The sequence below is a fragment of the Microbaculum marinum genome (assembly GCF_037855135.1).
Taxonomy (GTDB): Bacteria; Pseudomonadota; Alphaproteobacteria; order Rhizobiales; family Tepidamorphaceae; genus Microbaculum; species Microbaculum marinum.
Map to the genome: position 1 here is coordinate 1 of NZ_JAZHOF010000015.1, position 15,867 is coordinate 15,867.

Here is a 15,867-nt window from a genome sequence, read left to right on the forward strand (position 1 = left end):
GTCCGTGTCGGATCCGGACACGCCCCCGCATGGGAGAGATGACATGAGCATACGCGCGTTCTGGAGAGTGTGAATAAAACTGTCGGCGGGTTGCTGGTAAGCAATTGGCTGTGCAGTCGAAATCGGCGCTCCACCCTGACCTCGATTGCGTCCCCGTCGACATGGCCGGGCCCGTCCCGGCCATCCACGTCTTCTCCGCGGTGACCGCTGTCCGTGGATGCCGGCACAGAGGCCGGGCATGACGGCTGAGGTCGGGAGAGGCGCTGACGCGGCCCCTATGCAGCGGCTGCGCCGGATGTTGCGCTGGATCCCCGTAGTCACGGGGATGAGCGGAAGTTGAGGTGACGGTTGAGTGCGAAACTTACACGCGCAGGCCGTGCCGTGGCCGCTGCCGGATCGCTCGTCTTTTCCCCGATCATGTCGGGGACGCAGCGCGCAGGCCGGCGCGCCGTCCTCGCCACGCCGCCGGCGCCGGCCGGCGGTGTTGAAAACATGTAACAGTCGGTATCCCCGGGAGGGTCTGCCACAATCTGCGGCCAATCCGCCCCGTTGTGACCCCATTGTCGCTCCGATTCCTCCCGATAGTGCGGCCGATCCCAGATTCGCAGACACGCCGGAGATCGCGATGCGCCATGCAATGCCCCTGCTGTTCATCCTGGTGGCCGCGAGCGGAACTGCCGAGGCGGAGCCGCTGGACGCCCTGACCGGGGACGGCCGGTACCAGCTGATGGAAATCAACGACAAGGTCGTCCGGCTCGACACGCGGTCCGGCCGGTTCGAGTTGTGCCGGATGGAAAACGGGAACTGGACGTGCCTGGTCGCGCAGGACGAACGCCAGCGGCTCGAGGATACGGTCGCGGCCTTGTCGAGCCGCGTCGACGCGCTGGAAGCCGCGCGGCGGCAGGACAAGGCGCTGGCGCGGGCATCCGGTCCACTCGCCACCCCCGTAACCGTGAGCCAGCCCAAGGTGGCCGAGGCGGCGCCCGTGACGCCTAGCTCTGTGACACCTGCCCCCGTGACGCCTGCTTCTGGGACGCCTGCTTCTGGGACGCCGGCCCCGACGGCGCCGGCTGCATCGCTGGGCACCAGATCGATCGCCGCTGCGCCGGTGCCGGCGGAGCCGGTGCCCTCGGTCCGGCCAGGCGGCCTCGATCCGGGCGCTCACACGCCGGCGGCGACGGGCGAGCCGTTCGACATTTCTCCCGGTGCGACCGTCGCTGCCGCCGAGGAGAGGCCGGGCCTGTTCGACCGGATCACGGGGCTTCTGCCCAGCATTGGCTGGTGACCGGCTTCGAGGTGCGGCCCGCGGGCCGCAGCAACTGGCGGATGAAAGTCCCCCGAACGCGCCTGATCGATGGCCCGGGCGCGCCCGATGTCCCGACCCGCCGATCGTGCTAGTGTGCGCCACAGACTCGTCGTTCGAGGTACCGGCATGATGACACTCACCGGCGGCTGCCTGTGCGGCGCTGTCCGCTACGAGATCGACTACGAGGGAGAGCGGGGCTCGACCTGCCACTGCGCCATGTGCCGGCGCCAGTCCGGCGGGGCCTTCATGGGCTTCGTCACGGTTCCGCGCGGCCATCTCAGGCTGACCGGCGAATTGAAGACTTACCGCTCCTCCGAAATCGGCCTGCGCAGCTTCTGCCCGAACTGCGGCACGCCGATCACCATGGACTATTCCTTCGAGGACGACCGCACCGGCGTCGTCACCGGCAGCCTCGACGATCCCGAAGCGGTTCCGCCGAGCCTGCACTGGGGCGCGGAATCGATGCTGTCGTGGCTGAAGCTCGAGGACGGTCTGCCGCGGATGACCACGGACGAGGACCCCGAATTCGTCGAGGCGCTGCGGCGGCTGGGCGAACGCGACCGATAGTGACCGCGGCGGGCGACCATGCGCCCTCGCCATGCTACAGTTCCGCGATGAGCGACGACAAGCCCACGCCCGGCAAGACCGACGAGGCGCGCCGTGCCGATGCGCTGAAGGACCTAGAGAACGCGGCCGCGGGCTCCGAGGTGTTCGGCACGTCGAGCTTCGTCAGGCAGGCGGACCGGGCGAAGGCGCATTTCGCCGGACAGGACGCCGATCCCGACGACGCGGTCGAGGTGTGGGGCAGGCGCATCGGGCGCGGGCTGTCACTGCTGGCGTTCGTAGGCCTTCTGTTCTATCTCGCCGCGACCTATCTCTGAGCGGCCATGGCACGCGCGAATTCCCATTCCTTCTGGCAGGATCGTCCCTCGCCGTCGCTCGACGAGATCGAGGCGCTCGCCGGCGATGCCTTCGGCACGCTGCCCGACGCGTTCCGGAAATTGTGCGGCGAGATCGTCATCCGCGTCGCCGACTTTCCCGACGAGGACGTTCTCGACGAGATGGGGCTGGAGTCCCCGTATGACCTGCTCGGCCTGTTCCAGGGCACCGGCCTTGCCCATCGAGGCCACGTCCAGACCGGCGAACTGCCGAACATGATCTGGCTCTACCGGCGACCGCTGCTCGACTTCTGGGCGGAGTCCGACGACACGCTGGGCCATCTCGTGGCCCACGTGCTGATCCACGAGATCGGTCACCATTTCGGCATGTCGGACGACGACATGGAGGCGATCGAAGCGGAGGCGCGCGACTGAGGGCGGCGACGGATCGGCGCTGCCTGCCAGGCTGTTCCGTTTGCAGCGGAATTCTGCTACCGGTCGCCGTCGTGGTGGCTCAGGCCGCCGCGACCACGGCACCCGTCGGGTTGGTGGAAATACCGCTGGAAAGATCGAAGGTGAGGATGTCCGTCAACAGTACACTCCTGCTGGCCGCCGGCCTGTCCGTCTCGCTGCTGCTTGCAGGCTGCGGCATCAAGCCGACCCAGCTCGAGCCGCCGCCCGGGTCCGATCCTGCCGAGGTGCGCGATCCCGCCGTCAAGACGCCGCCGCCGCCGGATGGCGTCAAGCCCGACAAGCCGTTCATCCTCGACGGACTGCTGATGTAGGCGCACCCGATGCATCATTTCGGCTATCGCGGCGGCGTCCTGCACGCCGAGGACGTGCCGGTGGCCGACATCGCCCGGTCCGTCGGCACGCCGTTCTACTGCTATTCGACGGCGACGCTGGAGCGCCACTACCGGGTGTTCGCCGAAGCGCTGGCGGGCTTTCCCTCGCTGATCTGCTACGCGATGAAGGCCAATTCGAACCAGGCCGTGCTGACGACGCTGGCCCGCCTCGGCGCCGGCATGGACGTGGTTTCCGAGGGCGAACTCAGGCGCGCCCGCGCCGCCGGGGTGCCCGGCGACCGCATCGTCTTCTCCGGCGTCGGCAAGGCCGCCCGCGAGCTCGCCTACGGGCTCGACGAGGACATCCTGTGCTTCAACGTGGAATCCGAGCCCGAGCTCGAGCTGCTGTCGGAGATAGCCGCCGCGCGCGGCCAGACCGCCCCGGTGTCGCTGCGCATCAATCCCGACGTCGATCCCAGGACCCATCACAAGATCGCGACGGGAAAGGCGGAGAACAAGTTCGGCATCCCCTGGGCGCGGGCGCGCGACGTCTATCGGCGCGCCGCCGAACTGCCGGGCCTGAAGGTAACCGGCATCGACATGCATATCGGCAGCCAGATCACCGAGCTGGAGCCCTTTGACGCGGCGTTCGAACGCCTCGGCGAGCTTGTCGGTGGATTGCGCGACGACGGCCACCGGATCGAGCACATCGACCTCGGCGGCGGGCTCGGCATCCCCTACGCCGGCAACGGCGCGCCGCCGCCGCTGCCCGCCGACTACGGCCGGATCGTCCACCGGCGGGTCTCGGCGCTCGGCTGCAAGGTGATCGTCGAACCGGGGCGGCTGATCGCCGGCAATGCCGGCATCCTGGTCACCCGCGTGCTGTACGTGAAGCAGGGCCATGACAAGATCTTCCTGATCGTCGACGCGGCGATGAACGACCTGGTCCGGCCGACGCTCTACGAGGCCCATCACGAGATCGTCCCCGTCGACGAGCCGGCGGCCGGCGCCGTCCGGGACGTGGTCGACGTCGTCGGCCCGGTCTGCGAGACGGGCGACTATCTGGCGCTGGCCCGGAGCCTGCCGCGCAGCCGGTCCGGTGACCTGCTGGCGATCATGTCGGCGGGCGCGTACGGTGCCGTCCAGTCGACCACCTACAACACCCGCCCGCTCGTCCCCGAGGTCATGGTGCGCGACGATGCCTTCGCCGTCGTCCGCCCGCGTCCGGACTATGACGACCTGATCGGCCTGGACCGCCTGCCGCCCTGGCTGGACGGCGGCTGAGCACGGCGCTCACAAACGCCTGATTGGCGCCACGATTGCAATCCAGCCTATGCTCCGGCTTTCCCCAGCCCAGGCTCGCCCTAGACTATTGGGGTGAAGTCGACCGGGAAGGATGATCCGTTGGCCGGACCAGAGACGACGCAACGCAGACCTCCGAGGATTTCGGGAAGGCACGCCGCGGACGGTGGCCCGGAGGGCGCGCAGCGTCTGAAGATCCGCGGAGCGATCCAGCGGGCGGGGCTGGCGCTCTCCTTCGAGCGTCTGTGGCCCGCCGTGCTGCCAGCGATCCTCGTCGTCGCCCTCTACTGCATCGTATCGTGGTTGGGTCTCTGGCTCACCCTGCCGCCGGCGTTCAGGATCGCCGGACTGGTGCTGTTCGCGATTGCCTTCGCGGCGGCGCTGTGGCCGCTGAGGCGGGTCCATCTGCCGGGCGCCAGCGAGTCGCGCCATCGCGTGGAGACGGCGACCGGCCTGCAGCACCGTCCGCTGACCGCGCTGTCCGATACGCTGCCCGCCAGCCAGGCCGACGAGGCGACGAAACGTCTGTGGGCGGCGCATCGCAGCCGCGCCGCCGCCGGCCTGGGCCGGCTATCGGCCGGCATTCCCGCACCGCGCGTCGCCGAGCGCGACCCCTATGCCCTGCGCGCCGTGGTGCTGCTGATGTTCGTGGTGGCGCTGGCCTGGGCGGGACAGGACTGGCGCGGCCGGCTGCTGTCGGTGGTCGCGCCGGCGGGGCCGGACGAGACGCAGATCGCACGCATCGACGCCTGGGTGTCGCCGCCCCGCTATACGGGACGGCCGCCGATCCTGCTGACCGGCGGAACCCGCGCCGCGCCGGCGCAGAGGGATCGCGGCGATGCCGCGAATCGACCCGATGCCGTCTCGGTGCCTCAAGGATCGCGCCTCGTCGTGCGGGCGCCGAACAGCGCCGGCGTACGCGTCACGGCCGCCATCGGCATGGCCGAGCCGACTCCCATCGCCTCCACTTCCGCCTCCGCAGCTGAAGGGAACGAGCAGGCACAAGGCGCCGAAGCCGTCGCCACGGGGCCGGCCGAGTACCAGATCACGCTCGACGACAGCGGCAGCGTCGGCATCGAGCTCGACGGCGAGACGATCTACGACTGGGCCTTCGACGTCATTCAGGACCAGCCGCCGTCGGTCGGCTTCGCGCAGCCGCCCGATTTCACCGCGACACAGGCGCTGCGGCTGAACTACTCCGTCAGCGACGATTACGGCGTCGTTTCGGGCGAGGCGACCTTCGTGCCGCTCGATCCGCAACTCGCCGCCGCCGATCCGCTCGTCCCCGCCCCGGACTTCGCCCTGACGCTGCCGCAGCTGCGCGCACAGTCGGGCACCGCCCAGACCATCAAGGACCTGTCGTCGCATCCCTGGGCGGGCTCGAAGGTCAAGCTGCGCCTCGTCGTCCGCGACGACGCCGGCCAGGAAGGCCTGAGCGAATCGCTCGAGATCACGCTCCCGCAGCGGCCCTTCTACGAGCCGCTGGCGCGCGCCGTCATCGAGCAGCGCCGCACCCTGGCGCTCGACCGCAATTCGGCGCCGACGGTGGCCCGCCTCCTCGACGTGCTGGCGATCGATCCGGAGGACCACATCGACGATTACGGCGTCTATCTGGGCCTGCGCAGCGCCTTCTGGCGTCTCAAGTCGGGCGACGGCAGCGAGGAGACGCTGCGCAGCGTCGTCGACCAGCTCTGGGAAGTGGCGCTGCAGATCGAAGACGGCGACCTGTCGCTGGCGGCCGAGGACCTGCGCGCCGCCCAGGAGCGACTTATGCAGGCGCTCGAGGACGGCGCGCCGGATGACGAGATCGAGCGGCTGATGGCCGAGTTGCGCCAGGCGCTCGACGAGTTCCTGCGCGAACTTGCGCAGCGCGGCATGGAAAACCAGGACCTCGCCGATCAGCTGCCGGTCGATCCGAACGCCCAGACCTTCACCCGCAACGACCTGCAGCGCCTGCTCGACGCGATCGAGAACATGGCCCGCAGCGGCGCCCGCGATTCGGCGCGCCAGATGCTGAGCGAGCTCCGCAACCTCCTGGAGAACCTGCGCAACGGCCGCATGCAGCCGGGCCAGATGCAGTCCGGCCCGATGGGCGAGATGCTCGACCAGCTGGGCGACCTGATCCGCCGCCAGCAGCAGCTGATGGACCAGACCTTCCAGTTCAACCAGCAGCAGGGACAACAAGGCCAGCAGGGTCAGCAGGGACAGAACGGCGAGGGCCAGCAGGGCGATCAGCTCGGCCAGCTGGGACAGGGTCAGGGCGACCTGCGCGAGCAGCTTCGCCAGCTCATGGAGCAGCTGAGGGGAATGGGCGGCCAGCCCGGCAGCGAACTCGGCCAGGCCGGCGGGGCGATGGGCGAGGCCCAGCAGTCGCTCGGTCAGGGCGACACCGGCGACGCGCTCTCCGAACAGGGCCGGGCGCTCGACAACCTGCGTCGCGGCGCCCAGTCGATGGCCGAGCAGATGGCGCAGGGCATGGGGCAGGGACAGCCGGGTCCGAACGGACGCCAGCGCACGGATCCCTTCGGCCGGCCGCTGCGCACCGAGGGGCCCGACTACGGCGTGACCGTCAAGGTTCCCGAGGAGATCGACGTGCAGCGGGCCCGCGAGATCCTCGAGGAGCTTCGCCGCCGGCTGTCGGACCCGAGCCGTCCGAGCATCGAGAAGGACTACCTGGAACGGCTGCTGGAGCGGTTCTGAGCCCGTCTCAGAGGGCGGCGCGCACCCGCTCGCGGATTTCGGCGAGCGTGAACGGCTTGAGCACGATGTCGCGCACGATGGCGTGGAGCCCGTCGGCGCGTTCGCGCTGGTTGGCATAGCCGGTCATCAGAACTACGGGCACCTCCGGACGCTCGCGCGCCACGCTCTGCGCCAGCGCGATGCCGTCCATGACCGGCATGACGATATCCGACAGCACGAGGCCCGCCTCGCGGGCCGGCCCGCGCAGCAGATCGAGGGCCTCGGCGCCGTCGGCGGCGGCGTGCACCGAGTAGCCGTCGATCTCCAGCGCCCGCTTCACGAAGCTGCGGACGCCGTCGTCATCCTCAACCAGCAAGACCGTAGCCATTCGGTTCACCCCGTACTCATGACCGGTGCCGGTACCGGGCCCGGCGCGCCGTCCGCGTCAGGCGCGATCCTCGACGACACCGACGAAGGGCAGCTCGCGGAACGCATGGGCGACATCCATTCCATACCCGACCACGAACAGGTCGGGACAGTCGAATCCGACGAAATCCGGGTCGATACTGGCGGCACGGTGGCCGGGCTTGTCCAGCAGCACGCAGGAGAGCACCCGGGCCGCGCCTCGTGCCGCGAGCAGGTCCTTGGCATAGGCGAGTGTCCGTCCCGATTCGAGGATATCGTCGACGAGGATGACCGTGCGGCCGGCAACGTCGGTTTCCACGTCCCGCAGCACCGACACCTGCCCAGACGACGCGGTGCCGGCGCCGTAGCTCGACAGGCTCATGAACTCGACCTGCGGGGAGAGTCCCGCCTCGTAGAGCGCACGCAGCAGATCGGCCGCGAACACGAAGCTGCCCTTGAGGATCGCGATGACCAGGATCTCCGATCCCGCCTTCCGGCTGATCTCGTCGGCAAGCGCCCGGTTGCGCGCGGCGATGTCCTCCGGCGAGAACAGCACGCGTATTCGATGGCCCCGCCGCTCGATCGTGGTCAATTCCTGTACTCCGCGAAACGCTTCGTCCGTTCGATGACTCGAACCGGCCCATCCTCGGCTTCCTGCGGCGGCGAGGCAAGGCGCGTCTGGGATGGCACGGCCCCGTCGGCTGCTGTCGAGCGCTGTGGCGGCTTCTCCGCCCGGGCACCTTCATCGCCGTCTGCGCCCCGAAGCGCAAACCGGAGGGCGGGAAGCGCTTCGCCTCGATCGATATTGCGTATGTCGCCCGCCACGACCAGGAACGGTGCGCCGCTCCCGCGCTCCCGGCCCTGGGCAACATAGGCGAGATCCATCCCGCGCGGCTCCACCGGCAGCCCGACCATGGCAAACAGCCCCGCTGCGGCCGGCATCGTTCGCACGATGTCTTCGCGATGGTGAATGGCGGCAATCTCGAGCACCAGCACCGCGGCCAGCGCGGCGGCGAGCATGCCGCGACGCCCGACCGGGCCGGTCCGGCCGCGCGGGCGGCGAGGAATCGCGGTCGCCGCGAGCCGCACGCATGCTCCCGCGGCCCGCATGACACCCCGGTGCCGGCGGATCAGCAGGCGAGCCGTCCGGAGATCGCCGACCTGGCCGTCGTCGCGGACCGCGCGGTGCGGCGGGGCCGCCATGCGGAAGCCCTCCTCGGACACGAGCTGGCGGAGATATCGGTCCAGCGACCGGTCGACCACGATCAGTGCCGTCGTCGCAGCTTCGTCAATTTCGGGCGGCAGGATGTCGATGACCGGCGCGTCGGCGACCGCGTGCCAGACATGCCGGCAACGGGCGCATCGGACCATGCGACCGTGCCGATGGAAGGAATGCGCGTCGACCGAGTAGCCAGTGTTGCAGCCCGGGCAGGTAATCTTCATAAGGTTCGTCCGCCGACTGTCGGAACGCGTCGAATGAGTCCGTGCCGCGTACGCATCACCTCGCCGGATTATGATTAATGAAGCGTTAAGAGGGTGTCTGCGAGGCTACGGGAACGATCGCAGGATGCGCGACCCGGCCCTGATCGAGAACGTTCCCGGGCGCGGGCACGTCGCGCGGCCCCGGCCCGTCCGGCCTGCCGTCCATCCGTCCGCCGTTGGAGCTGAGTGTTGATTCGTTTCGAAAATGTCGGGCTCAGATACGGCATGGGGCCGGAGGTGCTGCGGGACGTTTCGTTCCGCATAGACCGGGGATCGTTCCAGTTCCTGACCGGACCGTCTGGCGCCGGCAAGACGTCGCTGATGCGGCTGCTGTTCCTGGCGCTGAAGCCGACCCGCGGCCTGATGTCGGTGTTCGATCACGACGTGGCGAGCCTGCCGCGCACCGACCTGCCCACCCTGCGCCGTCGGATCGGGGTGGTTTTCCAGGATTTCCGCCTGCTCGACCACCTCACCACCTACGAGAACGTCGCGCTGCCGCTGCGGGTGATCGGCAAGCCGGAGACCTCCTACCGCACCGACGTCATCGAGCTGCTGCACTGGGTTGGCCTCGGCGACCGCGTCCACGTGCGCCCGCCGGTGCTGTCGGGCGGCGAGAAGCAGCGCGCGGCGATCGCTCGCGCCGTCATCACCCAGCCCGAGATGCTGCTGGCCGACGAGCCGACCGGCAATGTCGACCCCACCCTTGCCCGACGGCTGCTGCGGCTGTTCATGGAACTGCATCGGCTTGGCACCACCGTGGTCATCGCAACCCACGATATCGGCCTCATGGATCAGTACGACGCGCGACGCTTCGTCCTGAACGAGGGCCGGGTCCACATCTACGACTGAGGCGCGCATGGTCCTGCCCGCAGACCTCAAGGACGGCTTCCGCGACGCACGGGACGCGGAGGACGCGGACGACCTGCGCATCGACGATCTCGACGAGGACGGCTCGGAGCCGGACGAGGACTTCGAGCCCGCCGGCGCGATCGTCCCGGCCTCCAGCATTGCCGGACGGGCGCTGTTCTTCGTCCTGGCGATCATGTCCTTCCTGGCCTGCATCACGGTCGGCGCGGTCGCAGTCATCGCCTCCGCCTCGGCGGACTGGCGGTCGGACATCTCCGCGGAGATCACCGTCCAGGTCCGCCCGCTCGAAGGGCTCGACGTCACCGCCGCCGTGACCGAGGCGCTCGACATCATCCGGTCGATGCCCGGCGTCACCGGGGCCGGAGCGCTGTCCGACCAGGAACTGCGTGATCTGCTCGAACCATGGCTGGGCGCGGGCGTCGATCTCGACGAGCTTCCGGTGCCCCGCCTGATCGTCGTCGAGGTCGACCGCTCCGCACCGCCCGATATCGGCGAACTGCGCCGCCGCCTGTCGCAGTCGGTGCCGAGCGCCAGCCTCGACGATCACGAGCTCTGGCAGGGGCGGCTTGCCGTGATGGCCAACACGTTGACGATCAGCGGCAGCGCCATCCTGGTCCTCGTCCTGGTGGCGACCGTCCTGTCGGTGATCTTCGCAACACGCGGCGCGATGGCCTCCAACCGCGACATCGTCGAGGTGCTGCATCTGGTCGGGGCCAAGGAATCCTTCATCGCCCGCGAGTTCGAGCGGCATTTCCTGCGGCTCGGCTTCCGCGGCGGACTTGCCGGCGGACTGGCGGCGCTGGCGTCGTTCGCGGCTATCCGGTGGTCGTCGTCGCAGTTCTCGGCGACGCCGGCCGGGGATCAGTTCGACGCGCTGTTCGGCGGCCTTTCGATCGGCTGGACTGCATTTGCCGGTATTGGCCTGACCGTGTTGCTGGTGGCCGCGCTGACCGCCATGAGCTCCCGGCTCGCGGTGTTCCGGTTCCTCAAGGTTTTCGACTGACAATTCTCTTGTGCGACGCACCGCCGCAACACTTGCCGTGACGTGGCCGCAATCCTTAGTATCCTTCCCGGCTGGGATGGTGGAAAGCGAGCAGATGGCCCGGATCGGCCCGGACAACGGCACCACTGAACACACCGGACCGGCAGCGGACCCTGCGCCGGTGCGGCGGCGTTCGACGTCCGTGCGTCTCGGCACCATCGCGGTGCTGGGATTCCTGATCGGCGGCGTGATCGCGTTCGCGATCGGCTTTGCGCATTTCGTGGAATCCGTCGCCGCGCTGGAGCGTCCACGCGTCAGCGAGCGCGCCGATGCGATCGTCGCGCTGACCGGAGGCGCGGAACGGATCACGGATGCGATTACCCTGCTCGGCGAGGGCCGGGCGCGGCGTCTGCTGATTTCAGGCGTCCATCCGGGGACCACCCGCGAGACGCTCGCCAGCCTGACCCCCGATCACGACGGATTGTTCTTCTGCTGCGTCGATCTCGGTCACTCCGCGCTGAACACGGTCGGCAACGCCAAGGAGGCGCGCGACTGGGCGCGCGGCAACGGCTTCAACACGCTGATCGTCGTCACGGCCAGCTACCACCTGCCGCGCAGCCTCAACGAGATCAGCCGCGAGATGCCGGAGGCAAGCCTCATTCCCTACCCCGTCGTCACCGGACGCGTGCACATCGACAACTGGTGGCGCAATCCGGGCACCACGCGGCTGCTGCTCGCCGAATACACCAAGTACCTGATGTCGCTCGCCCGGCTGCGGCTCGGCGGCCCCTCGACCTCGCTGGACGCCGAGCACGCCGCGATTGGCGGCTGACGGCCCCGACATCTGCGCGGTTGATCTGGACCCCACGCGGGTCCACGGATAGACCCTTGCGCATTCCCGGCAACGCAGGGCCCGACCGGTGGTTCTCAGATCGCTCCTCTTCAACCTTGCCTTCTATGTAAACCTCATCCTGTGGATGACGGCGTGCCTGCCGCTGATCTGGCTGCCGCGTCCGCGCCTGACGGTGCTGATGCAGGGCTGGGCGAAGAGCTCGGTATGGCTGCTGAGGGTGGTCGGCGGGGTGCGCCTCGAAGTCCGTGGCGGGCCTCTTCCCTATCGGGGTCCATGGCTGGTGGCCGCCAAGCACCAGTCGATGTTCGAGACCTTCGCGCTTCTGCACTGCTTCGCCGACCCCGTTTTCATACTCAAGCACGAGCTGACCCGGATTCCGCTGTTCGGCTGGTGGATCTCGCGGGCCGGCATGATCTCGGTCCGGCGCGACAAGGGCGCGCGCGCACTGAAGGAGATGGCGGGCGTCGCGCGTCTGGAGGCACGTTCGGGCCGCCAGGTGCTGATCTTTCCCGAAGGCACGCGCCGGCCGCCGGGCGCCGAACCCGCCTACAAGGCCGGGGTCGTCCTGCTCTACCAGCAGATGGACGTGCCCTGCCTGCCCGTCGCGCTCAATTCGGGGCTATACTGGCCGAGGCGCCGGTGGCAGCGCTATCCCGGCACCATCCTCGTCGAATTCCTCGACCCGATCCCGGCCGGGCTGCCGCGCAAGGAGTTCCTGGCGCGGCTGGAGGCCACGATCGAGACGGCGTCGGACCGGCTGCTCGTCGAAGCAGCCCGGGCACCGGCACCGCCGCCGCTGCCCGAATCGGCGCGGCAGCGGCTCGCCGCTCTCGGCGAAGGCCGGAACGCATGACTCCTCCGTCGCGGACGCGGCGATCCAACAACCGACTTATCAGGGAGAACCCCCATGAGCGAACTGGCAGGACAGGCCGCGATCATAACGGGTGCAAGCCGCGGAATCGGCGCCGCGGCCGCGCGTGAGCTCGCAGGCCGGGGCGTCTCGGTCGTGCTCGCGGCGCGATCGAGCGGGGACATTTCCGGGATCGCCGACGAGATCGTCGCGGCCGGCGGCAAGGCGCTTGCCTGGACATGCGACGTATCGCGCTACTACGACGTTGCCGATGCCGTGAGGATCTGCCGGAGCGAATTCGGCCGGCTGGACATTCTCCTCAACAATGCCGGCGTTATCGAGCCGATCGCCCGGATTGCCGAGTCCGATCCGCAGGAGTGGGCGAAGGTCGTCGACATCAACCTGATGGGCGTCTATCACGGCCTGCGCGCCGCGCTGCCGGTCATGGAGGAGCAGGGTTCCGGCACGATCATCAACATCAGCTCCGGCGCGGCGACCAGCGCGCTGGAGGGCTGGAGCCACTATTGCGCGACGAAGGCCGCCGTCCTGTCGCTGACCATGTGCGCCGACAAGGAATACCGGGACAGGGGCATCCGCGTCGTCGGCCTGAGCCCGGGCACGGTGGCAACCGGCATGCAGGTCGCCATCAAGGCCTCGGGCGTCAATCCGGTCAGCCAGCTCGACCCGTCGGTGCACATCCCCGCGGAGTGGGTGGCGAAGGCGATCGCCTGGCTGAGCGGTCCGGGCGCCGACGGCCATCTGGGCACGGACGTGTTACTCAGATCGGCCGAGGTCAGAGAGGCCGTCGGGCTGCCGCAAGCGTAGGTTCGGCTGCGGCGCAGCCCTCAGGCTCTGCGGGTGCGCCAGCTGTCGGCGTAGGATTCTCGCGCCATCTTCGAATAGGGGACGGGAGACACCCGGACGCGGATCTCGGTCTGCCGGTGCGGCTCGACGGTGGTCTTGCGTGTGCCGCCGTCCTCCTCGCCCCAGACCAGCGTCAGCACGTCGCCCTCGTTGATGTCCGGATCGACGATGCCGAGCGACAGCATGGACTTCTCGTTGTAGCTGTAGCCGGCGAACATCGAGAAGCCGACCGTCCTGCCGCCCATCTCGATCCTGTCGTAGGAGGACGAGGCGTAGTTCGACAGCGGCAGGTCGATGTACTTGTAGGCCTCGCCCTCGGGCGCAAACATCGATGCCATCACCCTCGCCACATCCTCGGCGTTCCATTCGAAGGTGACCTTGCGGCGCTGCGGGGCGTCCTTCATCTTCTCGAGCGCCTCGCGGCCGATGAAGTCGTGGTCGAACTTCACGTATATCCCGTAGCCGAGCTCATACGGGTTGACGTAGTAGTCCTCGATGTCGGCGGAGACGAAGCTGCCGCCGATCGAGCCGGTCGCCTCGTAGCTGTCGGCCGGGAGCCATTCGCGATAGGGCTTCATCTTCTCGCCCGTATAGACGGCCGGGAGCGGCGAGGGGATCCAGCCCGATTCGAGCGTGTTGGTGGCATAGGCGCGCGAGCCGACCTGGTGCAGGCCGTGGTCCCTGCCGGCCTCGATGATGGCGGCGCGGATCTCCTCGCCCTCCTCGTAGGGACCCCAGACCTCGAGACCGGGCGCGCCGGCCATGCCGTGGCGCAGCGCCCGCACCTTGCGGCCGGCGATGGTGATCTCGTCCATGTTGAAGAACCGGATCTCCGGCACCGGCCCGCCGTTCAGCTTCTCGAGGATCTGCGGGGCGTTCGGCCCCTGGATCTGGTAGCGGTAGTGCCGCCGGACCACCGGCTTGCCGCCCGGCCGCGGCGGCGACCGGTCGTCGCGGGCAAGCTCGACGTCGTAGCCGCCGGTCGAGGCGTTGAACTCGACCCAGTTCACCGTCGGGGCGCGCCCGACGAGATTGTACTGGTTCTCCGCCAGGTGGAAGATGATCACGTCGCCGATGACATGGCCGCCATGGCTGCACGGCACGAAGTGCTTGGCCTTGTCGACGGGAAAGTTCTCGAAGGAGTTGATGGCCAGATAGGACAAAAGCTTCCTGGCGTCGGGACCCTCGACCATCAGTTCGGCCATGTGGTGGGACTGGTCGAAGAGCACCGCGGAATGGCTCCAGGCCCACTGTTCGCTGCGCCAGTTGGTGAATTCCGGCGGCACGACCGGATAGACATAGGCGCCGATCTGCGAATTGCGCAGCATGTCCACCGTGTTGCCGGCCGACGCGAGCGCGTCCTCCAGGGTCTTTCTGGTCATTGTCGTTCCTTCCCACGATTGCGGACAGGGCTGTCAAAGCGCGTGCCGCCTGGTCCGATGAAGTCCCCGAAAGGATCGGCCATTGTTAGTGCAAAGGTAGTTTGGGAGTCGAACGACAATTGGGCAATGCGGAGGGTTATGCGGCTTTCCCTGCGCTATGCGAAAACCGGCCGGCCAAGGCGGCCGGCCGGTCGTCGCAATCGGTATCGGAGTCGGCGGTTTGCGGGCCGGGTAGCGGGAGCCGACTACTGGAAGACGCAGCGATTGATCGCCGGTGCCTTGCCGTCGAGCAGCTTCGATAGAACGGTTGCGACGCCGGTCGGCGCACCGACCGCGATCCTGGTTCCTGTCTTGGAGACGCTCGTCACGCCGCACAGCCGTTCCTGGTAGTCCTGATCGCAGCAGCGGCCGTTGACGTTCTTGGCGCCGGGCCTGCACGACCACGGACCGGAGGCCTGGAAACCGATGGGCGAGGCCGCGGCGGGCGGGCAGGAACAGACGATCTCGTCCTTCTTGACGTGCCCGAGGCCGGGGAAGTCCTGGCCGACCGTGCTCTTGAAGCAGACGCCGCCGTCGCACTGGGCGGAGTATCCGGCCTCCGCGCCCATGCTCGTTCCCGGACAGGTGTAGAGCGCCAGCGGCCGGCCGAGCTTCTCCTTGGCCGGCTTGTAATCCTTTTCGAGCTGGCGCGGCGTGGCGTAGGTGCTGATCGTGAAGCCGTTTTCGACGCCCTCCTTCAGCAGATCGCAGACATCCTGCCGCTTGCCGCCTGCGCGGAAGTGGAAGGGCAGCGAAATGCTGTCTTCGTTCAGCACGTCGCACTTGCAGTAGGCGACCCCGTCGAGGGTCCAGCACTTGGCGGTTGCGCACAGGGCGAAGGTGTTGGGGTCGTCCGGCGATTCGGGGCAGATCTTGAAGGCGGACGGATTCGCCGCGATCGCGGCAGGCGTCAGTTCGGCGATCGTGCGGCCATCGGTATCGGCGGTGCCGGCGATCCCGCTCGATGCGGAAACAAGCCCGGCGAATGCCGCGACCAGCATCGTCCGCAGGCGCGTCGTACGGGTGAATTGCATGTTGTCAGGCCCCTTGCGTTCATTGCCGTACGGCATCGTTGATACTCCCCGGGACCGGCGCGCATTGGCTGATCGCCGTTGCACCGAATCTTCCGCCGGTCCGGCGATGATCTCACGGTTATCGGATTCCGACGACTGATTAAGTGTCAATAATTGGAT

The 15,867-nt window shown here is 68.5% G+C and carries 17 protein-coding genes; 12 read left to right on the plus strand and 5 right to left on the minus strand.

Annotation, left to right across the window (positions count from 1 at the left end; all coding sequences use genetic code 11):
• Positions 1 to 625: 625 nt before the first annotated feature.
• From V3328_RS25675 to V3328_RS25705, 7 genes are all read left to right on the plus strand, one after another.
• A complete protein-coding gene (locus V3328_RS25675; protein ID WP_340332592.1) occupies positions 626 to 1,285 on the plus strand; it encodes a hypothetical protein in 660 nt (219 codons plus the stop codon).
• Positions 1,286 to 1,432: 147 nt separating this feature from the next.
• Entirely contained in the window at positions 1,433 to 1,873 is a 441-nt protein-coding gene (locus tag V3328_RS25680) for a GFA family protein (protein ID WP_340332593.1), read from the plus strand.
• Positions 1,874 to 1,920: 47 nt separating this feature from the next.
• Positions 1,921 to 2,187: a hypothetical protein gene (locus tag V3328_RS25685; RefSeq protein WP_340332594.1), complete on the plus strand. Its 267-nt coding sequence runs from the start codon at positions 1,921 to 1,923 to the stop codon at positions 2,185 to 2,187.
• 6 nt (positions 2,188 to 2,193) lie between these two features.
• Positions 2,194 to 2,619: a metallopeptidase family protein gene (locus V3328_RS25690; protein WP_340332595.1), complete on the plus strand. Its 426-nt coding sequence runs from the start codon at positions 2,194 to 2,196 to the stop codon at positions 2,617 to 2,619.
• Between the two features lie 146 nt (positions 2,620 to 2,765).
• A complete protein-coding gene (locus V3328_RS25695) occupies positions 2,766 to 2,969 on the plus strand; it encodes a hypothetical protein (protein WP_340332596.1) in 204 nt (67 codons plus the stop codon).
• A gap of 9 nt (positions 2,970 to 2,978) precedes the next feature.
• A complete protein-coding gene (lysA, locus tag V3328_RS25700; protein WP_340332597.1) occupies positions 2,979 to 4,253 on the plus strand; it encodes a diaminopimelate decarboxylase in 1,275 nt (424 codons plus the stop codon).
• Between the two features lie 120 nt (positions 4,254 to 4,373).
• On the plus strand, positions 4,374 to 6,971 hold the full coding sequence (locus V3328_RS25705; protein WP_340332598.1) for a TIGR02302 family protein: 2,598 nt from the start codon (positions 4,374 to 4,376) through the stop codon (positions 6,969 to 6,971).
• Positions 6,972 to 6,978: 7 nt separating this feature from the next.
• Here the strand turns inward: V3328_RS25705 and V3328_RS25710 are convergent, their stop codons facing one another.
• The 3 genes from V3328_RS25710 to V3328_RS25720 are packed head-to-tail and all read right to left on the minus strand — an operon-like array spanning position 6,979 to position 8,798.
• A complete protein-coding gene (locus tag V3328_RS25710) occupies positions 6,979 to 7,338 on the minus strand; it encodes a response regulator (protein WP_340332599.1) in 360 nt (119 codons plus the stop codon).
• A 57-nt stretch (positions 7,339 to 7,395) separates the two neighbouring features.
• Positions 7,396 to 7,947 carry a hypoxanthine phosphoribosyltransferase gene (hpt, locus tag V3328_RS25715; RefSeq protein ID WP_340332600.1) on the minus strand — a complete coding sequence of 184 codons (552 nt, stop codon included), beginning with the start codon at positions 7,945 to 7,947 and terminating at the stop codon, positions 7,396 to 7,398.
• Entirely contained in the window at positions 7,944 to 8,798 is an 855-nt protein-coding gene (locus V3328_RS25720) for a zinc-ribbon domain-containing protein (RefSeq protein WP_340332601.1), read from the minus strand. Before V3328_RS25720 ends, hpt begins: the two co-directional genes overlap by 4 nt.
• Positions 8,799 to 9,026: 228 nt before the next feature.
• On the opposite strand from V3328_RS25720, the gene ftsE reads away from it, so the two are divergent.
• From ftsE to V3328_RS25745, 5 genes are all read left to right on the plus strand, one after another.
• Positions 9,027 to 9,686 carry a cell division ATP-binding protein FtsE gene (gene ftsE, locus V3328_RS25725; protein WP_340332602.1) on the plus strand — a complete coding sequence of 220 codons (660 nt, stop codon included), beginning with the start codon at positions 9,027 to 9,029 and terminating at the stop codon, positions 9,684 to 9,686.
• 7 nt (positions 9,687 to 9,693) lie between these two features.
• Positions 9,694 to 10,707 (plus strand): cell division protein FtsX, encoded by a 1,014-nt coding sequence (locus tag V3328_RS25730; RefSeq protein ID WP_340332603.1) that lies wholly within the window; start codon positions 9,694 to 9,696, stop codon positions 10,705 to 10,707.
• Positions 10,708 to 10,801: 94 nt separating this feature from the next.
• Positions 10,802 to 11,518: a YdcF family protein gene (locus V3328_RS25735; RefSeq protein ID WP_340332604.1), complete on the plus strand. Its 717-nt coding sequence runs from the start codon at positions 10,802 to 10,804 to the stop codon at positions 11,516 to 11,518.
• Positions 11,519 to 11,606: 88 nt separating this feature from the next.
• Positions 11,607 to 12,392 carry a lysophospholipid acyltransferase family protein gene (locus V3328_RS25740; protein WP_340332605.1) on the plus strand — a complete coding sequence of 262 codons (786 nt, stop codon included), beginning with the start codon at positions 11,607 to 11,609 and terminating at the stop codon, positions 12,390 to 12,392.
• 54 nt (positions 12,393 to 12,446) lie between these two features.
• Complete coding sequence (locus tag V3328_RS25745) at positions 12,447 to 13,214, plus strand: SDR family oxidoreductase (RefSeq protein ID WP_340332606.1); 768 nt, start codon at positions 12,447 to 12,449, stop codon at positions 13,212 to 13,214.
• Between the two features lie 20 nt (positions 13,215 to 13,234).
• Here the strand turns inward: V3328_RS25745 and ligM are convergent, their stop codons facing one another.
• Together ligM and V3328_RS25755 are read right to left on the minus strand one after the other, a co-directional pair.
• On the minus strand, positions 13,235 to 14,635 hold the full coding sequence (gene ligM, locus V3328_RS25750) for a vanillate/3-O-methylgallate O-demethylase (protein WP_340332607.1): 1,401 nt from the start codon (positions 14,633 to 14,635) through the stop codon (positions 13,235 to 13,237).
• A gap of 245 nt (positions 14,636 to 14,880) precedes the next feature.
• Positions 14,881 to 15,744: a hypothetical protein gene (locus tag V3328_RS25755; RefSeq protein WP_340332608.1), complete on the minus strand. Its 864-nt coding sequence runs from the start codon at positions 15,742 to 15,744 to the stop codon at positions 14,881 to 14,883.
• Between the last annotated feature and the right edge of the window lie 123 nt (positions 15,745 to 15,867).